This is a genomic window from Pseudomonas sp. Z4-20 (genome assembly GCF_051131955.1).
Classification (GTDB): domain Bacteria; phylum Pseudomonadota; class Gammaproteobacteria; order Pseudomonadales; family Pseudomonadaceae; genus Aquipseudomonas; species Aquipseudomonas marvdashtae.
On sequence record NZ_CP071641.1, the window covers coordinates 881,793 to 903,334 of the forward strand.

The window sequence follows — 21,542 nt, forward strand, 5'->3', positions numbered from 1 at the left end:
CTCGTCCCAGAGCAAAAAAGTCAAAAGCAGCAGCGACCTGGTGCGCCAGCAATCCTCAGTCGTCGAATCGGGCGGGGACCTCAGCGCGAAGGCGGGGCAAGACCTGAGTCTCGTCGCCAGTCACCTGAAAGGGGCCAAGGACGTTGCGCTCGACGCCACGCGCGACGTCAGCCTGCTGTCCGCAACGGACGAAACCGCAGAGTTCTACTCGAAGAAAAGCAAAGGCTCCTTTGGTCGCAGCAAAAGCGAGCAACGGGAAAGCTATGACAGCACCAACGTCGCGTCGGTGGTGGAGGCGGGGCAAGACCTGACGGTCAATGCCAGCCAAGCCGCCAGTGGCAGTGTCACGTTGGACGGCGGCCGCAACGTCACGGTGATCGGCAGCCAGTTGAACGCCGGCAATGATCTGGTGGTGGGGGCCACCGGTGATGTGGCGGTGCTCTCGGGTATCGAAGAACACGGTTCCTACAGCAAGAAAACCAAGTCGGGTTTCCTCGGCTTGTCCAAGAGCGGCAAAAGCGAGCTGAAAACCACCGCCTCCCAAGTGGCCAGCGAGCTGGAAGCAGGCAACGATGTGGTGCTGGTCGCGGGCAATGACTTGCGTTTACGCGCCAGCGAAACCACCGCCGGTAATGACGTGGAACTGCGTGCGGGCCTGGTCAAGGACAGCGGCGACATCAACCTCGTCGCGGCCAATGACACCGCTTACAGCCATAGCGAGCAATACAAGAAGAAAACCGGGCTCTCGGTCTCGGGCGGCTTCCTGTCGTTCTCCTCGGCGAAAGAGTCGGGCCGGATCGCGCAAAGCAGTACCAGTGTTGGCAGTCAGGTGACGGCTGATCGTGATGCGACTTTGCAGGCAGAGCGCGATATCAACCTGGTGGGCAGCGGAATCGAGGCTGGGCGTAATGTCAGTCTGAATGCCGGGCGTGATGTGAATGTCCTGGCGGCGCAGAACAGTCATTCCGAGCGGGATTGGGAGAAGAACAAGCAGGCTGGGATTGGTGTTTCTTCGGATGCTAATGGCATCAATTTTTTTGCTGGCGCGGATCGCACCAAGGAGAAAAACCGGCTTGAACAGCAAACCACTGCGGCCAGCCAGATCAGTGCCGGTCAGGACCTGATCATCAACGCCAAGCGCGATATCGCCCAGACTGGCTCGGACCTTGAGGCATTCAACGATATCGATTTGACGGCAGGTCGGGACATCAAGATCGACGCCGCCCGTGAAAGGCTGCTGATCGAGCATCAGCGCGAGAGCGAGCGAAACGGCGCCAGCCTGAGCATGAACCACAACTACGGTCGGACTCGTGATGCGGTCAAAGGAGCCGGTCAGGGAGAAGACAATGTCAGCAAGGCCTCCAGCACGCTGAGGGCAGTGGACAGCGTTTCCCAATTCGTTTCAGGGCCCACGTTCGACGCGAAGATCGGCAACAGCAAACAGAGCACCAGCGAACAGAGCACCAGCGAACAGATTGTTGAACAGACTCGCCGCGCATCGACGCTGGACGCGGGCAACGATCTAAATATGATTGCCAACAATGATGTTCGGGCGAGTGGCAGCCAGTTGATCGCTGGGCGCGATATCAATATCAAAGGTCGCGATGTCACCCTCGATGCCGCCAAAGGCAGCTATGCCGAAGAAACGCGTGAACGGCAAAGTTGGGGCGGGATCCACGGTGGTACCAGTGGCGGCTTCAAGATTGGTGTTGGCGGCAGCAATGGCATTGCCAGCGGCGACAACGAGCAGCAAACCTCAACCGTCACAGCCCTTGATGCGGGGCGAGACGTCAACCTGCGTGCAAGCAATGACCTGAACTTGATTGGTACTCAAGTCAAGGCTCAGCGTGACATCGACCTGCGTGCTGCAAACAACCTGAACATCCGTGCTGCTCAAAACGACAGCGCCAGCGACAACACCCGCAAGAGTGGCGGCGGGGAAGTCGGCCTCAGCGTCGGCTCTGAAGGCGTCGGTATCTATGCCAGCGTCAACTTGGGCAAAGGCAATCTGGAGCGTGAGGCCCAGCGGCAACAACAGGCCTATCTGTATGCGGGCAATCGCCTGGGCTTCACCAGCGGCAAGGACACGAATATTGCCGGTGCGGACCTGCGCGGTAATGAAGTCATCGGTCGCGTGGGCCGCGACCTCAATGTTTCGTCGGTGCCTGATACGGGCAAGGTCGAAGGCAAAGAGTTCGACCTCAGTGTGACGGTGACCGTGGGGCCGGGTGCGGGCGTGAGTGGCTCGGTCGGTTATGGCCAGACCACCGGCTCGACAGAATGGGTCGGGCAACAGACCCGTATCACCGGGCAAGACAAGGTCGACATTCGTACCGAAAACCATACTCAGCTGGACGGCGCCTTGATCGCCTCGGACACCGGCAAGCTAAAACTCGACACCAGCACGCTGGGCTTCAGCGACATCGCGGGCAAGGACAAGGAGCATGGCTATTACCTGAACGTCGGTGGCAGCTACTCCAAGGGTGGCGGCGGAACCCAGGACAGCAGTCAGGTCGGCAAGGGCGAAAAGGACAAGAACGGCTGGAGTGTTGAAGGCTGGAACTACGAGAAGGACCGCCAGCAGATCGTACGGGCCACCGTGGGTGCTGGCGACGTTGTGGTGCGCAATGACGCCGGGACCGGAGCCGACTCGACGAAAGGCTTGAACCGCGATGTTGACAAGGCCTACGAAATCACCCGGGACGATGAGCACCGTACAGACTTGTACGTGACCAAGTCCTCCGTGACGGCGGCCCTTAGTCCGTATGAGACCGCCAAAGAGTGGACCAGACAACTTCGCAATTACGACGAAACGGCCAAGCAGAACTTCCAGCAAGCCGGTTACGACTTCAACGCGGCGGTCAACAAGATCGAGGCGGGGTTGGGGCGAAAGATGGATGCAAGTGCCTCGGCGATGGTGGGCGTTGATTTCGCCGAAGAAACCATGGAAGCGTTGATCATCGGCGGCCTTACGCGTGCCCAGGCCATGAAGACCATGAGCGATCCGGATTTTCAGAACCGGGTGTTGGCTGAGGTGGGGATGCTTGCTGGCGTGGATGTGAAGCAGGTCCAGGACATCAGCAATAAAATTCAGGCGTCTTCGTCTGATACAGAGGCCAAGAATAACTCAGGCTTAGTCCTCCCCCCCACTGACGTCGTGGCCAATGATCAGAACCTCAGCCTGGGCCAAGTCATTCTACGTAAATCCTCTGCGATTAATGATTACGTTGCCCAGCATGAGGACGAGAAGCAGGCAATATCGATGGTCATCGCCATGGCACAAGGCCCCAAAGGGCTGGTGCAACTGGTTGTCATCAACGCCGCCTCTGAAACCAAGTCGGGCAAAGCCCTGCTTGAAAAAACCCAACAATTCAGCGAAGCCGTCGGGAAAGAAATCGCAGCTGAAATAGAAAATGATCCGGGCTTCGAAACGGATGAATACCTGATCGGCGGTGGCCAGTTCATGGCTTCGGTGCTGACGGGAGTTCTTTCGAAAGGCAGAGGTGCGAAAGAGCCTAAGTCTGTTTCGGTGGTGGATGGGAAGGGTGCATCAGGTTCAAACGAGGTTTTGGGTGGCGCGCATCGCGATACATCGAAACCTGTAAACGACAATCTTGACTCTCATCATTGTCCTGCAAGATCCTGTTATACGGATGCTCCGATCAGTTCTGTTGATGGTCCTGCGATCAAAATGGACCCAAATGACCACAAGTTTACTGCTAGCAATGGAAATTCAGATGCTGCAAAATCTTATAGAGCGCAGCAAGAGGAATTGCTAAAACAAGGGAAGCTTGATGAAGCTATAAAAATGGATGTCGACGACATACGAAGTAAGTTTGGTGATAAATACGACGCGGCTATTGAGCAAATGTTAAAGTATTCAAAAAGTCTTAATCCTGAAGATTTTAAACCGAGGTAGATTTCATGAGGTTAAATTACAGTCAGTCTAATGGTCTCGAAAATTTCTTTTGCGGGCAAGGTAGAGAGGAAGTCAGGAAAGTTATTGGTTTGCCATATAGGGTTTTTCCTAAAACTGAATTTTCAGAAAATTCAATTGACGCCTTTGGTGAAGCTGTAATGCAAGTTTGGTACAACTGTTCTAATGAGTTGTTGGGGTTGGAGGTGTATCTTCCTAATGCTTGTTTTTATTATGATGGTAAGCAAATTTTAGGTCTGTCCATTGAGGATGTTGAGAGTTTTTTTATGGCAGAGGGTGTGTCTTTTGAAGTGGAGAAAGATCAAACCGGCATAAACGTTAATCAGAACTCGGTCAGGTTTTATGCTCCTGATATGAACGATTTAGGGGGGCAAGCCACGGTGGAGGCTGTATATGTTGGATTTAAGTAAGGGCGGGACTTTAATTTAAAAAGTTAGCCTTAATTGCTACGGTGCAAAAGGCGCAGGGACTGCTCTAGAAACTACTAGTCCTGTGGTTGTCAGTGGTACGCGGGCAATTGATAAGGCTCAAAGCTACGAAAGTGGTCTTCGAGACCTATACGGTAGTGTTCCTTATGCGGAGCGTCAGTACACAACTGTTATCAATGGGCAACGTGTTAACGGTGTTGCGGACAATGTGACTATTGTTAATGGGCAGCGGACTGCTGTTGAAGCTAAATTTGTAGAGGACTGGGGCAGCTCTCTTCGAAATCCTGCTAGCCCAGTGGGCTCAAAGCCTTGGTCGGCCGCTGAGCAGACCAAAATGGTGGATCAGGCGAAGAAATACTCATCCGGTTTCGAGGGCGGCGTTATTTATCATACGAATAGTCCAGAGTTGGCTAGTTACTATTCGAAAGTATTTACTGATGCAGGCGTTAAAAACTTTAAGTTTGTAATGACGCCAGTGAAAAACTGAGGTGATATCTTGGCTAACCAAATAGAAGAATTGGAGAAGGTTTTAGGCGGAAAGCTAGAAAGGTCTGATGCGAGAGTCATTCCTGGGACGGATGGTGCAACCACCAGGGAGGCTATTTATTTTTCTGATGATGGGAAAAGTAAATTTCGTAAACAATTTAAAAAAATAACGTGTTTTGCTGAACCTCCGAATGCAACTAGTGGTGGGATCAACGAAGCTGGATGCAGCATCACACCGGGACATGGCCCGCTCTTTCATGCTGTCGTATATCACGGTGATATTGACGGCTGGAGAAAAGACATCAAAGCCGGTGCAGAAGGTCTTGGTCTACTGTTGGCCCGAATCGAAGGTGATCAATTTATTATTTCCGATGGTCGTTCGATCCCTCTGTCAGATTGCAAAATAGAGTTCTCTTGAAAAAAAAAGGGGACAGATTTATTTTTTTCGCTAAGTACTTAAATAAATCTGTCCCCTTTTTTGCAGCGTTACCGCGACCGTTGGTCCAGGGGCTGGCATCAGCGGCTCGGTGGGATATGGACAGACCACCGGTGAAACCCATTGGGTCGAGCAGCAGACCAGCATCACCGGCAAAAACAAAGTCGACATCCGCACCGAGGATCACACCCAACTGGATGGTGCACTGATCGCCGCCGATAACGGCAACCTCAAACTGGACACTGGAACCCTGGGCTTCAGTGACATCGCCGGTAAGGACAAGGAGCACGGCTATTACCTGAACGTGGGTGGCAGCTACTCCCAGGGTGGTGGCGGCGCTCAGGACAGCAGTCAAGTTGGCAAAGGCGAGAAAGATAAAAACGGCTGGAGCATCAGCGGTTGGGAGTATGAGAAGGATCGTCAGCAGACCGTCCGGGCCACTGTCGGGGCCGGCGAAGTTGTGGTGCGCAATGATGCTAAAACCGGGGCCGATTCGACGGTTGCGCTCAACCGGGATGTAAGCAAGGCCTACGAAATCACCAAGGATGATGAATCTCGGACCGACTTGTACGTCACCAAATCCTCGGTAGACGCGGTGATGGATCCTTACGGGACGGTGCAGGCTTGGAAAAACAGCATCAAAAGCTACCCCGAGAGCACCGTAAAAGCGTATGAGGACGCACTCAAGCTGGTCAATGGGCCGGTGCAGGCCACCAAGCAGATCTGGACCAACATCCAGGCGCAGCGGGTTTCAATTGATGAGGTCCCTGCTTCCGCGAGGGCTGCGTTGGGGGATGAAGTTGCGCTGAACGTTGCGAAGAATCTGGTTCGAAATGGTAAGGATGCTGGGGATATCAAGGAGCTGAAGCCTGAGGATGTAGCCGCTATCCAAAGCTTCGCGAAGAGATTTGCAGACTTTGCCAAGCTGCAAGAAAGCTGCGATGCCAAGGGGGGCTGTGTATCAAATGATTCGGAGAAACAGCCTCGTACTCTTGCTTGGTATACGGATACCGATGGTACCTTAAAGTGGCGGAAGGTCGAAGACGTGCGGGTCGACACGCCGGGCAGAAAGCTGCTGCAAGAAACCGCGAGATTGCAGACGTACTTGGACGGTCTACCAGTAGAACAAGCGCAGCTCCTGGGCTTGGGGATCCAGGCAGTCATGGGACCCGCCAAAATGGCGGTCGGTCTCGCCGGCAACGTGGTGGTCGACAAGCTGTTTGGCGACAAAATCGCTGCGGCAAAAGATTCAATATCGAAATCGATTGCAAGCGAACTTAGCGACAAAGATAAGACTGACCTGGAGATTAGCGATAATCTCTTCAAGACTCGCCACGAGCAGGACCGGGATAAACAGTCTGGAGATGTGTACGTTCGTGGCGCAACGACGCTGCTGAATATCGCGTTGGGGACTGTCGGGAATGCTGCGGGGGCTGGGGCGGGTAAGGTCATTGGCATTGTTGGTAAGGGGCCTTCGGATGGTATAACGAAGGGGGGCGACGGGCTGGATATTGATCCGAAACATCCGGATTGGGCTAAGGAGTTTGGGGATAATCGGCCGAAGGGGTGGGTGGAAGAGGGCAGTACAAAAGGCAGTACGAGTACTACCGATAAAGTAACTGAAGGCGAAGTGGGCACCTATGGATTGACGGCACCTCGTAGCGTAGGTGATGGCTTAACACCGGACCATATCCCTTCTTTTGCAGCTGTTAAGGAGGCGTTACGCCAACTTGGCGTTGAGTTGACTGATTCTGAATTGAAAGCCCTTCGAAACAGTACTAATTGTGTTGTAGTTAAAACCTGTAGTCATATGGCGGACTCAAGAACTTTTGGCGGTAGAAATAATCAAGAGAAAATAAAAAAAGATGGCTCTGATCTTTATAGGGCGGCTGAGGCAGATATCAATACTTGGGTCCCGGTGTGGAAGAGTGAAGGCTGGTCCGCGGGTAAAATAGACACTACCCGCAAAGAAATTCATGATTTGAACAAAAAATTATTTGATGGGATGGGTGTTAAATATGAATCCAAATGATTATGTAGGTCGCCCGATAATTGACTTGTTGGCGGAATTAAAAGATGTGTTTCCTTTGGTTGAGTACACTAAAGTTGAGTGTGATGAATTTTTAAAGCTGCCAGAGTGCGGCGTTTACTTTCAAGCAGGTAGCGAGGGGATTGTCGTAGCCTACAGAGTATATTACCAAGCAATGGGGGAGTATCACCCTGCTGCTGCTGAGACACAAAAAGCATGTCTTGGGATTGCAACCGTTGAAGATTCAGTTGCTTTATTTGGCCAGCCCGTGCGTGATATACCATCTGTTCGTATCCCTGGTATCGCTCCTACCAGCCCGGGATATGAGTTTTTAACTGATGGACTAGTAGTGGTCGTGCATTATGACGCTGACAGTCGTCTTGTTAAATATGTTCATGTGAAGAAAGTTAGTTAAACGGGAAAAGGGGACAGATTTGAATGGCACTTACTTAACCTTCTTCGGGTGTCCATTCTTCCTGACCTCGGCCCTTGCTGATCGACGTGTTTTCATCAGCATGGGGTAAGGCTTGGGTCTTCGTTTTATGGCGCGCGGCTCAATCCTGCCAGGACGCTTTCTGACACGTTTCTGGGCGATCAGCTCAAGCAGGTTTAGCATCTGATCTTCTTGCTCTTGAGCCCCGTACTGCCTCAACGCAAGGCACAGCTCAAGGCTATGCTTGAAGCTCAGTTCGCGCGGCAGGCAGTCGGCCAACAGAGCTGATTGCGCCATGAGCATCCGTATCAGGTTGTGCGCCAGCAGGTAGATCCACAACTCCTTGACGGCCATATCAGGCGTCTTGCAGCTCAGCGCTTCAAGCCCCAGCGTAGTCTTGAGGTTGCGCAGATCCAACTCCACATGCCATCGGTCTTTGAACAGTGATTTGAGGGAGGCTTTTGGCACCTGCTGTGGACAATTCAAAGTAGTGACGAGGATTTTTCCACCGGCTTTCAACTCACGTACTGTCAACGTTTCAGGTGCCTCGTCGTAATAGGCCTGACTCATCCAGGACGGCTTTGCCTTGGGCTTTTTCAACTCAACCAAATAAAAAAAGGGAACAGATTTATTTTTTTCGCTAAGTACTTAAATAAATCTGTCCCCTTTCTTGATGGCACAAGGCCCCAAAGGGCTCGTGCAACTGGCTGTCATCAACGCAGCCTCTGAAACCGAGCCGGGTAAAGCGCTGCTTGAGAAAACCGAGCAATTCAGTCAAGCCGTAGGAGAAAAAATCGCCAACGAGATTGAAGGTACAAAGCTCGATTCAAAATTCGAAACGGACAAGTACCTGATCGGCGGCGGTCAGTTCATGGCTTCGGTGTTGACGGGGGTACTTTCGAAAAGTAAAGGCGCGAAAGAGCCTACGTCTGTTTCGGTGGTGGACGGAACGGGTGCAAAAGGATCCGTGCCTTCGAAAACGGCGGTTCAAGGACTTGAGGTCGACGCCTATAAAAACCTTAAGGCAAGAGAGGTTGTTGGAGATGGTCTAGAACACGACCATATCCCTTCATTTGCTGCGTTGCGCACAGCAAAGGAAGCAGAGTTGGGCCGCCCGCTTACTGAGTTGGAGACCAAGACTCTCTACCAAAACTCTACTGCTGTAGAGGTTCCACGAGATGTACATATTGCAGGTCCGACGTATGGCGGGAAGAACACTCCTGCTCAGATTCAGCAAGATGCTGCGGATCTGTGCGGTGCAGTCTGTCGTGACACAGAAGCTTTGCGGGCAAATCTGAACAGTAGAGGTTATGATTCGAAGTTGGTAGATGAAACTGTTCAAAAAATAGTGGAAAGAAATCGCAATACGGGAGTTATTAAATAATGAACGCTTGGTCGGATTTTGTTCAGGCTCTTGGTCGAAATGAAAGCGGGGAAATAGTCACCGGCTTATGTCGAAGAGTCGGAGAGCTGCCAGCTGTTTCGGAAACCCCGGATAGCTATAATGACCCGGAAGGTAAGACAAGATTCTATAAGTTTATTAAATCTGGCATAGAGATTGGGTTTCGTTCGGGAAAATTAAATCACATTCATTTTTTGGTGCAGCCTCACGAAGGTTATTCGGCATATAAGGAAGATGTGCTTGGTCGTATAGCTCAAGCATGGCGTGTTGAAGATGTTATTGCAGAGCTAGGCTCGCCTAGCAAAGAGGCGCCAGGTAGAGTCGATATGTTAATCGGCTATGTACAGCAGTGGCTGAAGTATGAGTTTGAGACGTACGCTCTACGCATGGAATTTTCGGAGGATGGACGCTTGTGGAAAGCGACGCTAATATCAAATTGATCGCTTTAAGCGTAGCAATGGATTAGATGTTTGTGTGATTTTTAGATGGCGCAAAAGCGACAGGGGGCGGGCGAAACTGCAGGTTCAATAAGGAACGTCAATCCAGGTTATCCAGACGCTGGGTGAACTTATAACTGCGTTAATTGTTCGATTGCTACTGATGCAACGTTGGCAGGTAACCCAGCATCTGCGAAAAAAAAAGGGGGCGGATTTATTCGTTTGCTCAGTTCTTAATAAATCTGTCCCCTTTTTGGTCCTTTTTGGTCGAAGGTCGAATATTCAAGTGGCCACAATAGATTTGAGGTATTTAAGATGCAAGAATGGTCGTCGCTGTGCAAGTTAAAGGTTGGGGAAGGTTTTGATGTACGAGAGCAATGCGTTCTCGCCATGGAAGATGGCGCATATAAAATTTCGGACGATCAGTATTTTTTAGCTGATATTTTTTTAAATGAGGGAAAAGAGGAGCTTCGTTTGCTATCCCTCTACTGGGCCAGCAGTGAGCCTGCATTTCGGAGAGCCTACTACCGGGATGTTGAAAATGATGACATGGCTGTACGCCCGCCGCCGTCTGAATTGCTTCCAATAAGGGCTGGTGGAACCTATAGTCAGATAAAAGCTTCTCTTAGCTCTCCTGCTTCTGAAAGGTTTATGGAGTACGCCTCTTATCGTGTGATGTCTGATGGCGCGTTTGTTCATAAATGCTTGGAAAACTCCTCGGCTGTTTATTATTTTCGCTTGCCTGAAATTGTTGAAGATGAGTTGCCTTACGCGATACTGTGGAAGCTTTTTAGTGGGTGAATTATTGCCCAAACCGAGTATCGACTCGGAGCCGGAAGGCATAAACTTTCCGTTAGGTACGTTATTGGAACCGGATACTCACGTCCAGTTGAAATGACCGTGGATTTGGTCGGGGGCCGTACCTATGGGGTTTATGGCGTTTCTTCGATGAAATGGTGGTATTACGAAGTTCGTGATGTCGATACAGGGCGTTCCGCGAAAGTTATAGAGCCGGCGGTCACGACGACGCCTTCCGAGAGAAAAGAGAGAAAAGGGGACAGATTTATTTTGTGAGGCGCAGAGGGGAGCTTATTGGTTTTGCTATGCTTATAAATAAATTTGAGCACCAAATTATTGGTATCAAACTCGCTAGCCAGGGTGAAACACCAACACAAGAAATAACTCAAGCAATTGAAAAGCACACTAATGAACTCGAGCGCTTTACAGTTGCTTATGAGACTTGCCTGGGTGACCTCGCCTTATTACGCGTCAATCTAAACAGCAACAGACTCAATACTCGACAGGCCAAAGATGAACTGACAAAAAACCACGCAGCACAGAAGCGGAAGCACCGATCAGAGCGCAGCCGGTATTGCGAGGGTCTGTGGTTATCGTTCGGTGGAGAGTTTTCGCAAGGCGTTTCGAAATGCAGTCGGACTGCCACCCTCCGCTTACCGCGAGCGCTTCGGCATTGGCGTGCCCCGCGAACAGACGGCTTAGCGTGACAAACGTCAGCGAGGCGCAAGCAACCGGCGCATGCTTCACTGCGTCTCGTGACCCGGTCCCGGTAACCCATATCGACAGGCAACGACCTGCTGAAGCGTTTAACGCGTGGTCATCCTTCTGAGGGACACAGAGCGTCTTGGCCATGAAATCGTCCGCTGAAAACCTTGATGGGTCAGGCTTGACTTAAAAAAATGTTCGTTATAGTGTCCGATCGTCTTTTAAGCGGAACGGATGCCAAAAAATGAACGCCCCGGAGAAAACGGATTCTATCTCTGTAAGAAGTGACGACGGCGCTTTAGGCGAATCGCTGATTATCGAGCGCTTCTTCAGCATAGCGGCTACCTCTCCGGATACGTTGGCTGCGAAGGACTCGGTCTGTGAGCTTTCATATGGTCAACTGGCACGTTTAGTCAAACAACTGGCGTGCGGACTCCGTGAACGGGGGGTGATGTCGTCTGACTTCGTCGCTGTCGAAATGACGCCGTCGGTTGATTTGATCGCTGTTTTACTGGCGGTCCAACTCTGCGGCGCCGCCTACGTGCCTTTGGACAAGTCCGCTCCAGTACACAGAAACACGGCCATCCTTTGCGACTGTAATCCCAGGCTGATCGTTGGAGAGCCTGACAGCTCGCTTAGGGATGAAAAAACGTTCATACCGGCTTCTCAGTTGGTGCAACCGGACAATGACGGGTATGTCTTTGCGACTGTTGGCTCCCATCAACGCGCCTACGTCATCTACACCTCCGGAACCACTGGGCGACCGAAAGGTGTACCGATTACACATGGCAATGTGGCCGCTTTGTTCGAAGGCACTCAGCCCGCTTTTCAATTCAATCACGCAGACGTCGTTGTTCTATATCACTCGTATGCGCTTGATTTCTCTGTATGGGAAATATCAAGTGCGCTGGGATTCGGGGGCAAGCTGCTGATACCAACAACCGAGATAAAGTTATCGCCGGATCGGTTTGCTGCATTTATCAAAACCGAAGAGGCGACCGTCCTTAACCAGACACCTTCTGCGTTTGCAATCAACGCGGAATCGTTGGTCCGACTTCCTGTTGATGAACTAGCGTTGCGGTTCATCATATTTGGTGGTGAGAGGCTCAATCCGAGTACACTGCGAAACTGGTTCAGCATTTTTGGCGATTCCAAGCCGGTCTTGGTCAATATGTATGGCATCACCGAAGTTACTGTACATGCCACGCTCCATATTGTGACCCAGAAAGAGTCCTCAGAGCCTTCTTCCGTGATTGGTAAGCCGTTACCGGGATTTTCGTATCAGATACTCAAAGATTCGCCGAACACTGTAGGTGGAGAGTTGATACTGAGTGGTCCTCAGATTGCGGACGGTTACCTGAATCGGCCCGAGTTGACGGCTGAGAGATTCATAACGCGTGAGGGGTGTCACGAACGCTTTTATCGTTCGGGGGATCTAGTCGATGTGGCGGATAACGGCGACCTTATTTATATAGGTCGAGCCGATCAGCAAGTCAAAATAAATGGCTACCGGATAGAGTTGGGCGATATCGAGTCAGCGTTTGGGCAGGTGGCGGATGTGCTTGAAGTCTGTGTGCTTCCTTTTAAAGACGCTAAATGGGGCGACTACCTGTTCTGCTGCTTTTCCTCGTCCAGTGACGAAGCCAGTACCGTCAAGCAACTAAAGCAATACGCTAGGAAGATGCTTCCCGGTTACATGCACCCGTTGCGTTACAAGAAAATTCCCGTGTTTCCAAAGACCGTTAATGGAAAAGTTGACAAGCGTGTTATCAAAAGTAATCTGGAGGGACTCTGAATGTTGGAAGATACGTTGAAGGCGGATATTGCCGCAGACTACACGGCCTGGATTGAAGAGGCACTGGAAAGCCCGGTGGCCCAAGACGAAAACTTTCTTGATGTTGGCGGTAATTCAATGATTGCCCTTGAGCTCAATAAGCGCCTTCGTAAAAAGTACAATATTGAAGTTTCAATCGAGAAATTGTTCAATAAAAGCATTGCGGACGCCATCAATCATTCGTTGAATCAGTAACAGGGAGATGAATATGGACAAAAGTTATTTTCTCACGGAAGAACAACTGGCTTCCTTTGAAAAAAATGGCTTCATCGGACCTTTGACGATTTACACGCCTGAAGATATGCATGCCATCTGGAATGAAGTCAGACGAGCGCTGCCTGACCGGAGTAGCGCAGCGTATCCGGCAGACTCCTTTGGCAGCGGGACCAACATATCCAACTACGATCGACACCTAGATGTCGACAAGCTCGCGGAGCACGTCACGAATTTGAAGATTGTTTCTCCCGTGACCGGCATTCTGGGGGCCGATGTGATCTGCTGGCGCACAGAGTTTTTCCCAAAATACCCAGGCGATGAAGGCACCGATTGGCATCAGGCCGACACGTTTGCCAATGCCAGTGGTAAGCCGCAAATTTTGTGGCCAGGTGAAACCGAGTCAGCTTTTGGGAAAGGTACATTGACTGTCTGGACCGCCTTCACTGATTCGACCATCGAAAATGGATGTCTCGAAATCATGCCAGGCACCCATCTCAAGATGAACTACGACGAAACTAAGCGCATGGAATATGACGGCGACAGCGTCAATACGCTTGAGAAAGAAGGGAAAAAGCGCGGATTCTTCGGTTATGACTACCGTGAACTTCAAGTCGATCCTGACTGGAAGCCGGACGAGGCGATGGCTGTGCCGCTGGTCATGAAAGCGGGGCAATGCGTGATCTTCTGGTCGACATTAATGCATGCGTCTTATCCCAATACGTCAAAAAAAGATGACCGAATGGGATTCGCAACGCGCTATGCACCCAGCTTCGTCGATATCTATCCTGACACCGATACCGTTCACGAGTATGGCGGCAAAACATCACTTGAGAAGTTTGGCAGTGTCGTGGTTGCTGGGCAAAGTCTGAATCCCAAAAATTCCATTGCTGAAAAAACACTTCGCGGCAAGCCCTTTAACAAATTGACTGTCTAATCGAGAACGCCATCATGGAGCAGCACCAAACTTATCTGAGCGATACCTATCATTATCACGCCTCCACATCTGTGTGTGGTGTGGGTACGGATGATAGAGGGCAATGGATTGCGCTTGAGGATAATTTATTTCATCCGCAGGGCGGCGGGCAACCTTCCGATTGCGGTTGGGTAAATGATAAAGCGGTTTCATTTTCGCGCCATCAGGATGGTCTGGTAGTGCTCCATGTGGATACCGATCACGTCTTTAGCGTTGGCGAGCACGTCGATGTTTCAGTCGATGCTGAGCTCAGGAAGCGCCACGCCGCTTTGCACACTGCCGGGCACATGATCAATTGGGTGCTGGGTGAGATGGGGTGGATTGCAAAATCAGGTCACCATTTTCCGGGAGAGTCGAGGGTTGAGTTTTTCGCCGCACAAGGCGCACTGCCGGTCGGTGATGAGCTGAAACAAAAAGTGGAGCAGCGGATTCAGGAGCTGATTCTTTCTGGAAAAGACGTCAAGACCTGGGATGAAGCGGGGTCGAGGTATTGCCTGATTGAGGGTTTCGACGCGATGCAATGTGCAGGCACCCATATTGATAAAACAGCAAGACTCGTCGAGTTTCAAATCAAGTCCCTAAAGCTGAAAAAGGGTGTATTGAGGGTGAGTTACGACGTCAATCATCAATAAGGGAAGCGGAACTATGAGTGAAGTAAGTGTAAGGCTTCCCCGGTCAACGATTTATCTGATTGATCTTGGACTTCTTGTTGTTGCCGTCGCTTGGGGAGCCAGCTACTCGTTAATGCAAATCATCGTTCACGCGGGTGTGGGCGTGCCTTTATTTCTTATGCTCAGGTTTTTGCTGGCGATACCGTTCATGGCGTTAGGGGCGAGAAAATCTATTTTCAATATAAAAAAGGGAGAGGTCGTCAGCGGTGTGTTCTTCGGCGCACTGCTGTACGTGATTCTCACTTTCGAAACCCTTGGTGTTAAATACACGACGGCCTCAAACGCGGGATTTCTTATAGTCGTGTCGGTCGTGCTAGTTCCTTTCTTTGAGCGAATTCTGGGGGGGCGTAAACAACACAGCGCTGTCTTCATGGCGGGTGGCATCTCGATTGTCGGTTGTGGATTGCTATGTTTTGGGAAGGACGGATTTTCGGGAGCTAATTCAGGCGATGCGCTCATTCTTGTGGCCGCCCTGGTTCGGGGCTATCAGATCTACATGTTTGGCAGGAAGAGCCCAGGGGAAAAATTTTCGCTCACCAATATCACGCTAATCGAACTTGTCGTAGTCGCGACGTTGGCAGCTATCAATGTTCTTGCCTTCGGAGGTTTTGACGCGTCCCAGTTTGACAATCTCACCGCAGAGATCTGGGCATACATACTGTTCTTGAGCGTTTTTGCGACCGCATTTGCTTTTATCATGCAGCTCTACGCTGCAAAGGTCTCCAGCTCAACACGTGTCGGACTCATCTTATCGCTCGAGCCGTTCTTCGCAGCGCTGTTTGCCGTTCTCATCGTGAAAGACAGTTTCAATATAGTTCAGATGCTGGGCGGCGTCATGATTGTATCTGCTGCACTGTTAGGGCGATGGGCAGAGGAAAATCGAGATGCGTTGCAAAAACGATCTAATTAATGCCGTGCTCATACCTCATGCGGGCGGCAGTGCGTCGGAGCTGCGTGAGTTCTCTGCAGTCCTTCAAGGGAGATTCAATGTAACCGCCTACGAATTGCCAGGGCGTGGGCGAAGGCGTAGCGAGTTGCCTGTCACTGCGCTGGCTGATGTGTTATCAGACCTGATAAGTGTTATCCCTGAAACTGGCCCTGTCGTCATTATTGGTTATAGTTTTGGAGCGTACCTTGGGTTGTTGGTTGCGCACCACTTGAGGATAGCGCAGGCGGAAAGGTCTATCACGCTTGTTCTGTTAGCGAACGAACCAATCCATAAGCGCCGATACTATTTACGAGGTATTCCTGAAAGAAAGCGGACTGACTTTCTAAAAGATTTTTGCGGAAAAATGGGTGGGGTGTCGGAAAGTGTGATGGCAGATGACTGGCTGAGAAATCAACTTTTCAGGAAGTTGACCGATGACTTGCTTGTAGCCGATCAGGTACCTTTCAACTTGCCTTTATTAGGCAATGCTTCGGTTCTAATTATTTATGGGCGCGATGACCCCTTGGTAACATCGGATATGGGTAATTGGCAAGAGCTCTTTGATGCATCAATAAAGCTGGTCAGTGTACCTGGGGGACACTTCGTTCTTCAGTCTCACTCCCGGCTCGTGTTCAACGAGCTGATAGCTTTCTACGAAATATGCGAACTCAGCACTTCAACCGGTAGCATAGGACATGACAACTGTCGCCTGAACGGATAAATTGTGACTTTGATACGAATGATCAGTATCACCAGAAAATGCGTAGAAATCACCTTTATTTAAGGTCTCTTTTACGCCGTCGATTTCCAGCGTTAAAATGCCTTCATGAACAAATATATGCTCTTTTGTACCCCTGTTGTGTGCGGGGCTGTTGATAACTACTTCGGGGTCCATACGGAGATTCCAGATTTCAGATATGTTCCCGAGATTGATCCGAAAAAGCATGTCTTGAGAAAGTTTGCCAGTTTTTTCTTTGAATCGCTCAAGGCGCGGATACATATTTTCCTGACTTAAAAGCAGATCACCCAAGGGTAAGCGCAGAGCGATAGCCACTGAGTCAAGAGTATCAATTCTGGGGTTGGAGTTCCCTGATTCAAGTTGCGAAAGTGCAGCCTTTGATACCCCGGAAAGTTTTGAAAGTTCACTAAGTGATAACCCTCTTATGTTTCGCAGATTTTTGACTTTGTTACCAATATCAGTGCACGTCTTTTTGAGTCTGTCTTTCTGTTGCATGTTGATGGCTCCATAAAAATCTAATGATATAGAAGTAATATGAGTTAGTAAAGTTGATGGTCTTCTATCGCTGCATCGTCATCTGTTTAGGCTGTAGTCTTTGCTGCCTCAGGCCGCAAGCGTCGTGATTTGTATCCGTGAAAATACAGACATGACATTAAGTCAGCTTGCAATATCTTTCCACAGAGAGCTGCGGTCCCCAAAGCATATCCCTTCTTCAACCTGTCCGGCTTTTCGGATGACTGCCAAGTGAAATTGTGTATTGGCAACATTGCCATGAATACAAATATGTTCATGTGTGTGCGTTATCGAACTCGATAACGCCTAATGGTCTATAAGGAGGTCGATATGTTAGATCGCCAACAGCTGGAAGCATTTGCGTGTGTCATTGAATATAAAAGCTTCGAGCGTGCAGCCTCAGCGCTTAACATTGCTGAACATTGCCGATGGGCAGTTAGTGGACTTGATGCCACAACGCAGCCATCTGGAACCCCTCTACTGGCATGATTGGACGAATCACTCCGTAGTCAACGAGGTTGTCGGTAAGCGGATTATTGATAGCGCGAGCACGTCCCTGCAATCAATGTCTTCTATCGGAAGCTCCTCTAGATGATTCGGCCAGCCGTCCCTGAAGACTTACCGTCGATGGTAGAAACGTATAACCAGGCGATCGCCGATAAGGTATTTGCCAACTGTAATGTTCCCCATCACGATATCAAAAAGTTCGCATTGACCTATTTCGGAGAAAATCCGCGCTTTGCCGTGCTGGTTTATCTCTCTAACGCGGGCGACACCATTGCATGGGGTGCGCTCAAGCCGTTTTCCGCCCGGCCTGACGATCAAACCATGGCTGAAGTCGCCGTGTATGTACGACGTGACATGCGAGCCCGCGGCGTGGGTATTCGATTATTGCGCGCCCTTGAGGGCTGCGCGCGGGCCGCGGCTTTCGAGTCTTTGGTCGCAATTATTCTGGGGCCGAATCACGCCAGTGCGCGCGGTTGTATCTCCCAGGGTTTTTCAGAATGCGTACGCATCCCCCAGATTGCGAGACTGGAGAATCATCGGGTCGACATAGTCTGGCTACAGAAAAAAATGGAGCGCACTACCCATGGCATTGATCGTTGATGAGTCGTATCAGCTGGGCAGTTTTCGTGACAACGAGGACTCCTTGCGACGCCTGAAATCACAGGCGGGTATCGCGCTGGACCTGGAGTTCGAACACCTGCGGCAAGCAGGGTTGGCTCAAGGGCAACGAGTCCTGGATGTGGGCTGCGGTCCAGGCATCATTACCACGCAGATTGCGCTACGAACCCAGCCGAGCCGGCTTGTGGCGCTTGATTGCAATCAAACCAGCATAACGGAGACGCGCCAGCAACTGGTCAGTGAGGGGGTCGACGAGGCTCAGGTTCGCCAGGCCAATCTCTACGACGATAACCTGGCCGAACCTGAGTCCTTCGACTTCAGCTATGCACGCCTGGTTTTCCAGCATTTGTCCGATCCCTTGCTGGCCCTGCGCAACATTCACCGCAGCCTGTCCATCGCAGGACGCCTGTGCATATGCGATATCGACGACCGGTGGTTCGGGTCGGCACCAAACCCTCCTCAACTGCAGTCCTTCCTGGCACGTGTTGCTCGAGCTCAGGCCGCCCGAGGCGGGGATCGACATGTGGGCAGCAAGCTGGCGAGCTACCTGGAAGAAGCCGGATACGCTGATATTCGGTGCAGCATGCTCTTAGTCTCGACATCATTGATCGGTGCGACGGCGTTCTGTGACTTGGTCTTTGGTTACAAGATGGAGGTGATTCCAGAAAACGAGTTGCAGGGGGCCCAGCGTGAAATGGCGGCCATCAAGGAATGTATCGAGGGGCCGGGCGGATGGGCAGGCATAGGCGTATTCTTTGTTTCTGGAGAGAAACAGTAACTGAATGGAATCATGGAGCACTTTATGACTGACAAAGCCGAACGTAATGCCGTTGTACGCCAGGCAATCGCCTCGACTGCCCAAGTTGCCTCTAGCGCCATTCTGGAAGGCAATATCACCATCGGTGCGGGCACCGTTATAAGCCACGGCGCGGTCCTTGTTGCGCAAGGAGGTACACTGACCATCGGGGAGGATTGCGTCATCATGGAGCATGCCGTGATTCGCAGCACGTCCCATGATGATTGCCATATCGGAAACCACGTGTTGGTAGGGCCACATAGCCATTTGACCGGTTGCAGTATCGGCGATGAGGTTTTTGTCGCCACTGGCGCATCAGTGTTTAACGGAGCGCGTATCGGCAAGGGCGCGGAGTTGCGCATCAACGCGGTCGTTCACATCAAGACGGTGGTGGAGAGCGGCGCAACGCTGCCGATTGGCTGGATCGCCGTGGGCGATCCAGCTCAATTCTTTTCTCCGGACCAGCACGAGCAAATCTGGAGCGTACAGAAGGAACTGGATTTCCCGGGTTACGTTTTCGGCGTTAATCGGGAGACAGACGGGGTTGTCAAGCAAATTATGGAGCGGTACGCACGCTTCCTGCGCAAGCAGCAGGTGGACGATGAATGATGATTCCGACAGCACCCGCGCACTGACCGTTATTGACGGCCACAGCCACATCGCGTCCACGCACTTCACGCCACTGAGTTTCCTGGAAGGCGTGGCGGAAAATATCGAAGTGAAGCTTCGCGCCAGCGGATACCCAGTTGCAAAAATAAGGATTGTCGACCAGTTTCTGCGCGAATTATGTGACCACCAGGGGGATGCTCAAGTCGCCGCCATGGACCGAGCGGGCGTCAATCGCTCGGTATTGTTACTGCCAGACTTTTCCTTTGCATTGCCGGATACGCCACTGAGCATAGAAGAAATGTTCAACGAGCACCGGGACATTCTCCAGCGTCATCCCGGACGCTTTGAGGTGTTTGCCGGCGTTGACCCGCGCTGGGGCAGGGACGGGCTTGAGCTGTTCATTCGAGGTGTCGAGGAGTATGGGTTCAGCGGCTTGAAACTCTATCCGCCCTGTGGATACCAAGCCAATGATCCGCTGCTGACACCGTTCTACGAGTATTGCAACGCCCATCGCCTTCCAGTGCTGCTGCACATCGGGCCCACTTCTCCCGTGCTGTCTTTCGCCCAGGCCCAGGCCATGTGGGTGGACGAGCCTGCGCGACGCTACCGTGACACACCGTTTATCCTGTCGAGTCTTTTTTCAACTCGAACCAGGCGGTGGCCACCGTCTCGAAAGTGTGTTCAGTCTCAGCAAGTTTGGCTTGCCTTACCTCATCACGCTGGGTTTTGGGATCAATGCCCAGAGCGAGCAGCTCACGCGCCTCCGCGGCTTTCCTCCGGGCGTTGGCTAGCGAGAGGTCGGGATATGGACCAAGCGCCATATTGATACGGCTTCTGGTCAGGGGCTCGCGGTAATTGAAATTCCACATCATCGAGCCGCTCGCGCGTACTCGAAGCTGTAAGCCATCGCCTTCGCTGAGCACGAAGTCTTTACCAGTCGCCTTGACTGCCTTGATCTTGCGATCGGAGAGGCGGGTTGCGTTAGTAGGCATGGGGGGCTACCTCCACCACCGTTTTGGTATCCTGAAATAGCATTTGACAGTCCGGGATACCGCCTGGGATACCAAAGCGCCTGGAACTCAGAAATCCTCCAAAGCTCCCAAAAGCGCTGAAATCCTCGTATTTACTGGATTTCAGGCACAAAAAAAGACGTCCTTGGACGTCTTTAGATGTTGAAGTGGTGGAGCCGGGGGGATTTGAACCCCCGTCCGCCAGTACTCCGCTGTCGGTACTACATGCTTAGCCGTGTCTATTAAGTTAACCCTCAGCGACCCGACTGGCAGGGTGCTTTGGGCGAGTTGTGTAAGTTTTAGCCGCTTCGTCCACAACGTACTGCACGGCGATTCCGTTCTATATGACAATCACTTTGGGTTTACGGACATCCCCTCGTGATTGCTGGACCCGAAGGTACCAGAAGGGAAGGGCTAAGGCTGCTTACGCAGCGAGAGCGTATTCCCCGTAGGTTTCGTCATTGGCAACTATAGGAAGTTGCAACAGTGGATTTACGAGTTCTGTTACCAACTCGGCATGCACCTAAAGTTTCGCAACCGGCGTCGAATCCTAAACGGCCCCGAGCCTGGCGCTCCGTGAATCTTGAGGAGCGGCAGGCATGCGCAGTGTACGCCAATCCGCGTCTGAGGCCAACCCGAAGGTTGGCCCCAGGCAATGCTACTGATCGCCTTTCGCGTTGTTTTGCAGCTTTTGGATGGCCTGGTTGGTCAGCGAGATGCAATTTTCGGTGCCTTCTTTGGTGCCTTTGGCGTGCTCAGCCTTGGCTTGTCCGACAGTGGCGTCGATGTCGGTCTTCAGGCCTTCGCTCATTTGCTCGGTGCTGACTTTGGCGTCGCTGATCTTTTGCAGATTGATTTTGCAAAGGTCATCTTGGCTTCCTGCAAACACCGGAGAGGCCAACATCGCAGCGGAAATGAACAAGCCAGCAAGTGCGGTGCGCTTCATGTGTATCTCCTTGAACGTATGGTCTCGGTGCTGTCGAAATGTCATGGACAGGCCCGAGTTAGGGGAGGGCCCAACGGAGTCGGACCTATCC

The 21,542-nt window shown here is 51.5% G+C and carries 19 protein-coding genes, 1 other RNA gene and 5 pseudogenes; 20 read left to right on the forward strand and 5 right to left on the reverse strand.

The window, feature by feature from the left end; translation table 11 throughout:
* Positions 1–40: 40 nt before the first annotated feature.
* The 6 genes and pseudogenes from J3P82_RS04160 (at position 41) to J3P82_RS04185 (ending at position 7,731) form a co-directional block, all read left to right on the forward strand.
* A complete protein-coding gene (locus tag J3P82_RS04160) occupies positions 41–3,919 on the forward strand; it encodes a hemagglutinin repeat-containing protein (RefSeq protein ID WP_434560935.1) in 3,879 nt (1,292 codons plus the stop codon).
* Positions 3,920–3,924: 5 nt separating this feature from the next.
* Positions 3,925–4,347, forward strand: a complete 423-nt coding sequence (locus J3P82_RS04165; protein ID WP_434560937.1) for a hypothetical protein — start codon at positions 3,925–3,927, stop codon at positions 4,345–4,347.
* A gap of 82 nt (positions 4,348–4,429) precedes the next feature.
* Positions 4,430–4,852, forward strand: a complete 423-nt coding sequence (locus tag J3P82_RS04170; protein ID WP_434560939.1) for a hypothetical protein — start codon at positions 4,430–4,432, stop codon at positions 4,850–4,852.
* 9 nt (positions 4,853–4,861) lie between these two features.
* On the forward strand, positions 4,862–5,269 hold the full coding sequence (locus tag J3P82_RS04175; protein ID WP_080396151.1) for a hypothetical protein: 408 nt from the start codon (positions 4,862–4,864) through the stop codon (positions 5,267–5,269).
* Positions 5,270–5,333: 64 nt separating this feature from the next.
* A pseudogene (locus J3P82_RS04180) lies at positions 5,334–7,319 on the forward strand (hypothetical protein); the annotation flags it as partial.
* Positions 7,306–7,731, forward strand: a complete 426-nt coding sequence (locus tag J3P82_RS04185; RefSeq protein WP_434560941.1) for a hypothetical protein — start codon at positions 7,306–7,308, stop codon at positions 7,729–7,731. The pseudogene J3P82_RS04180 and the gene J3P82_RS04185, both read left to right, overlap by 14 nt.
* Positions 7,732–7,761: 30 nt before the next feature.
* On the opposite strand, the pseudogene J3P82_RS04190 reads toward J3P82_RS04185, so the two are convergent.
* Positions 7,762–8,370 (reverse strand): annotated as a pseudogene (locus tag J3P82_RS04190) (transposase); the annotation flags it as partial.
* Positions 8,371–8,446: 76 nt separating this feature from the next.
* Between J3P82_RS04190 and J3P82_RS04195 the strand changes: the two are divergent.
* From J3P82_RS04195 to J3P82_RS04240, 10 genes and pseudogenes are all read left to right on the forward strand, one after another.
* A complete protein-coding gene (locus J3P82_RS04195; protein ID WP_434560943.1) occupies positions 8,447–9,133 on the forward strand; it encodes a hypothetical protein in 687 nt (228 codons plus the stop codon).
* A complete protein-coding gene (locus J3P82_RS04200) occupies positions 9,133–9,591 on the forward strand; it encodes a hypothetical protein (protein WP_434560945.1) in 459 nt (152 codons plus the stop codon). The genes J3P82_RS04195 and J3P82_RS04200 overlap by 1 nt, the downstream gene beginning before the upstream one ends.
* A gap of 312 nt (positions 9,592–9,903) precedes the next feature.
* Complete coding sequence (locus tag J3P82_RS04205; protein WP_434560947.1) at positions 9,904–10,389, forward strand: hypothetical protein; 486 nt, start codon at positions 9,904–9,906, stop codon at positions 10,387–10,389.
* Between the two features lie 570 nt (positions 10,390–10,959).
* Positions 10,960–11,088: pseudogene (locus J3P82_RS04210) on the forward strand (AraC family transcriptional regulator); the annotation flags it as partial.
* A gap of 247 nt (positions 11,089–11,335) precedes the next feature.
* Positions 11,336–12,886 (forward strand): amino acid adenylation domain-containing protein, encoded by a 1,551-nt coding sequence (locus tag J3P82_RS04215; protein ID WP_434560949.1) that lies wholly within the window; start codon positions 11,336–11,338, stop codon positions 12,884–12,886.
* The gene (locus J3P82_RS04220) at positions 12,887–13,120 is read left to right on the forward strand and encodes an acyl carrier protein (RefSeq protein WP_434560951.1); all 234 of its coding nucleotides are present in this window, start codon (positions 12,887–12,889) and stop codon (positions 13,118–13,120) included.
* A gap of 13 nt (positions 13,121–13,133) precedes the next feature.
* Positions 13,134–14,075, forward strand: a complete 942-nt coding sequence (locus tag J3P82_RS04225) for a chlorinating enzyme (RefSeq protein ID WP_434560953.1) — start codon at positions 13,134–13,136, stop codon at positions 14,073–14,075.
* A 14-nt stretch (positions 14,076–14,089) separates the two neighbouring features.
* A complete protein-coding gene (locus J3P82_RS04230; RefSeq protein WP_434560955.1) occupies positions 14,090–14,746 on the forward strand; it encodes a hypothetical protein in 657 nt (218 codons plus the stop codon).
* Positions 14,747–14,759: 13 nt separating this feature from the next.
* Positions 14,760–15,695 (forward strand): DMT family transporter, encoded by a 936-nt coding sequence (locus J3P82_RS04235; RefSeq protein ID WP_434560957.1) that lies wholly within the window; start codon positions 14,760–14,762, stop codon positions 15,693–15,695.
* Entirely contained in the window at positions 15,670–16,434 is a 765-nt protein-coding gene (locus J3P82_RS04240) for a thioesterase II family protein (protein ID WP_434560959.1), read from the forward strand. Before J3P82_RS04235 ends, J3P82_RS04240 begins: the two co-directional genes overlap by 26 nt.
* On the opposite strand, the gene J3P82_RS04245 is transcribed toward J3P82_RS04240, so the two are convergent.
* On the reverse strand, positions 16,390–16,947 hold the full coding sequence (locus tag J3P82_RS04245; RefSeq protein WP_434560961.1) for a helix-turn-helix domain-containing protein: 558 nt from the start codon (positions 16,945–16,947) through the stop codon (positions 16,390–16,392). The genes J3P82_RS04240 and J3P82_RS04245 overlap by 45 nt on opposite strands.
* A 609-nt stretch (positions 16,948–17,556) precedes the next feature.
* Here J3P82_RS04245 and J3P82_RS04250 point away from each other — a divergent pair.
* The 4 genes and pseudogenes from J3P82_RS04250 to J3P82_RS04265 all read left to right on the forward strand — a co-directional run.
* Positions 17,557–18,072: a GNAT family N-acetyltransferase gene (locus tag J3P82_RS04250; RefSeq protein ID WP_434560963.1), complete on the forward strand. Its 516-nt coding sequence runs from the start codon at positions 17,557–17,559 to the stop codon at positions 18,070–18,072.
* Positions 18,056–18,868 carry a class I SAM-dependent methyltransferase gene (locus J3P82_RS04255; protein ID WP_434560965.1) on the forward strand — a complete coding sequence of 271 codons (813 nt, stop codon included), beginning with the start codon at positions 18,056–18,058 and terminating at the stop codon, positions 18,866–18,868. The genes J3P82_RS04250 and J3P82_RS04255 overlap by 17 nt, the downstream gene beginning before the upstream one ends.
* A 24-nt stretch (positions 18,869–18,892) precedes the next feature.
* Positions 18,893–19,495, forward strand: coding sequence for a gamma carbonic anhydrase family protein (locus tag J3P82_RS04260; RefSeq protein ID WP_434560967.1), 603 nt, complete (start codon positions 18,893–18,895; stop codon positions 19,493–19,495).
* A 298-nt stretch (positions 19,496–19,793) separates the two neighbouring features.
* A pseudogene (locus J3P82_RS04265) lies at positions 19,794–20,066 on the forward strand (amidohydrolase family protein); the annotation flags it as partial.
* Positions 20,067–20,124: 58 nt separating this feature from the next.
* On the opposite strand, the pseudogene J3P82_RS04270 reads toward J3P82_RS04265, so the two are convergent.
* The 3 genes and pseudogenes from J3P82_RS04270 to J3P82_RS04280 all read right to left on the reverse strand — a co-directional run.
* A pseudogene (locus J3P82_RS04270) lies at positions 20,125–20,487 on the reverse strand (integrase arm-type DNA-binding domain-containing protein); the annotation flags it as partial.
* 186 nt (positions 20,488–20,673) lie between these two features.
* Positions 20,674–21,067, reverse strand: a transfer-messenger RNA (tmRNA) gene (gene ssrA / locus J3P82_RS04275).
* Between the two features lie 96 nt (positions 21,068–21,163).
* A complete protein-coding gene (locus tag J3P82_RS04280) occupies positions 21,164–21,451 on the reverse strand; it encodes a hypothetical protein (RefSeq protein WP_039592339.1) in 288 nt (95 codons plus the stop codon).
* Positions 21,452–21,542: the final 91 nt, after the last annotated feature.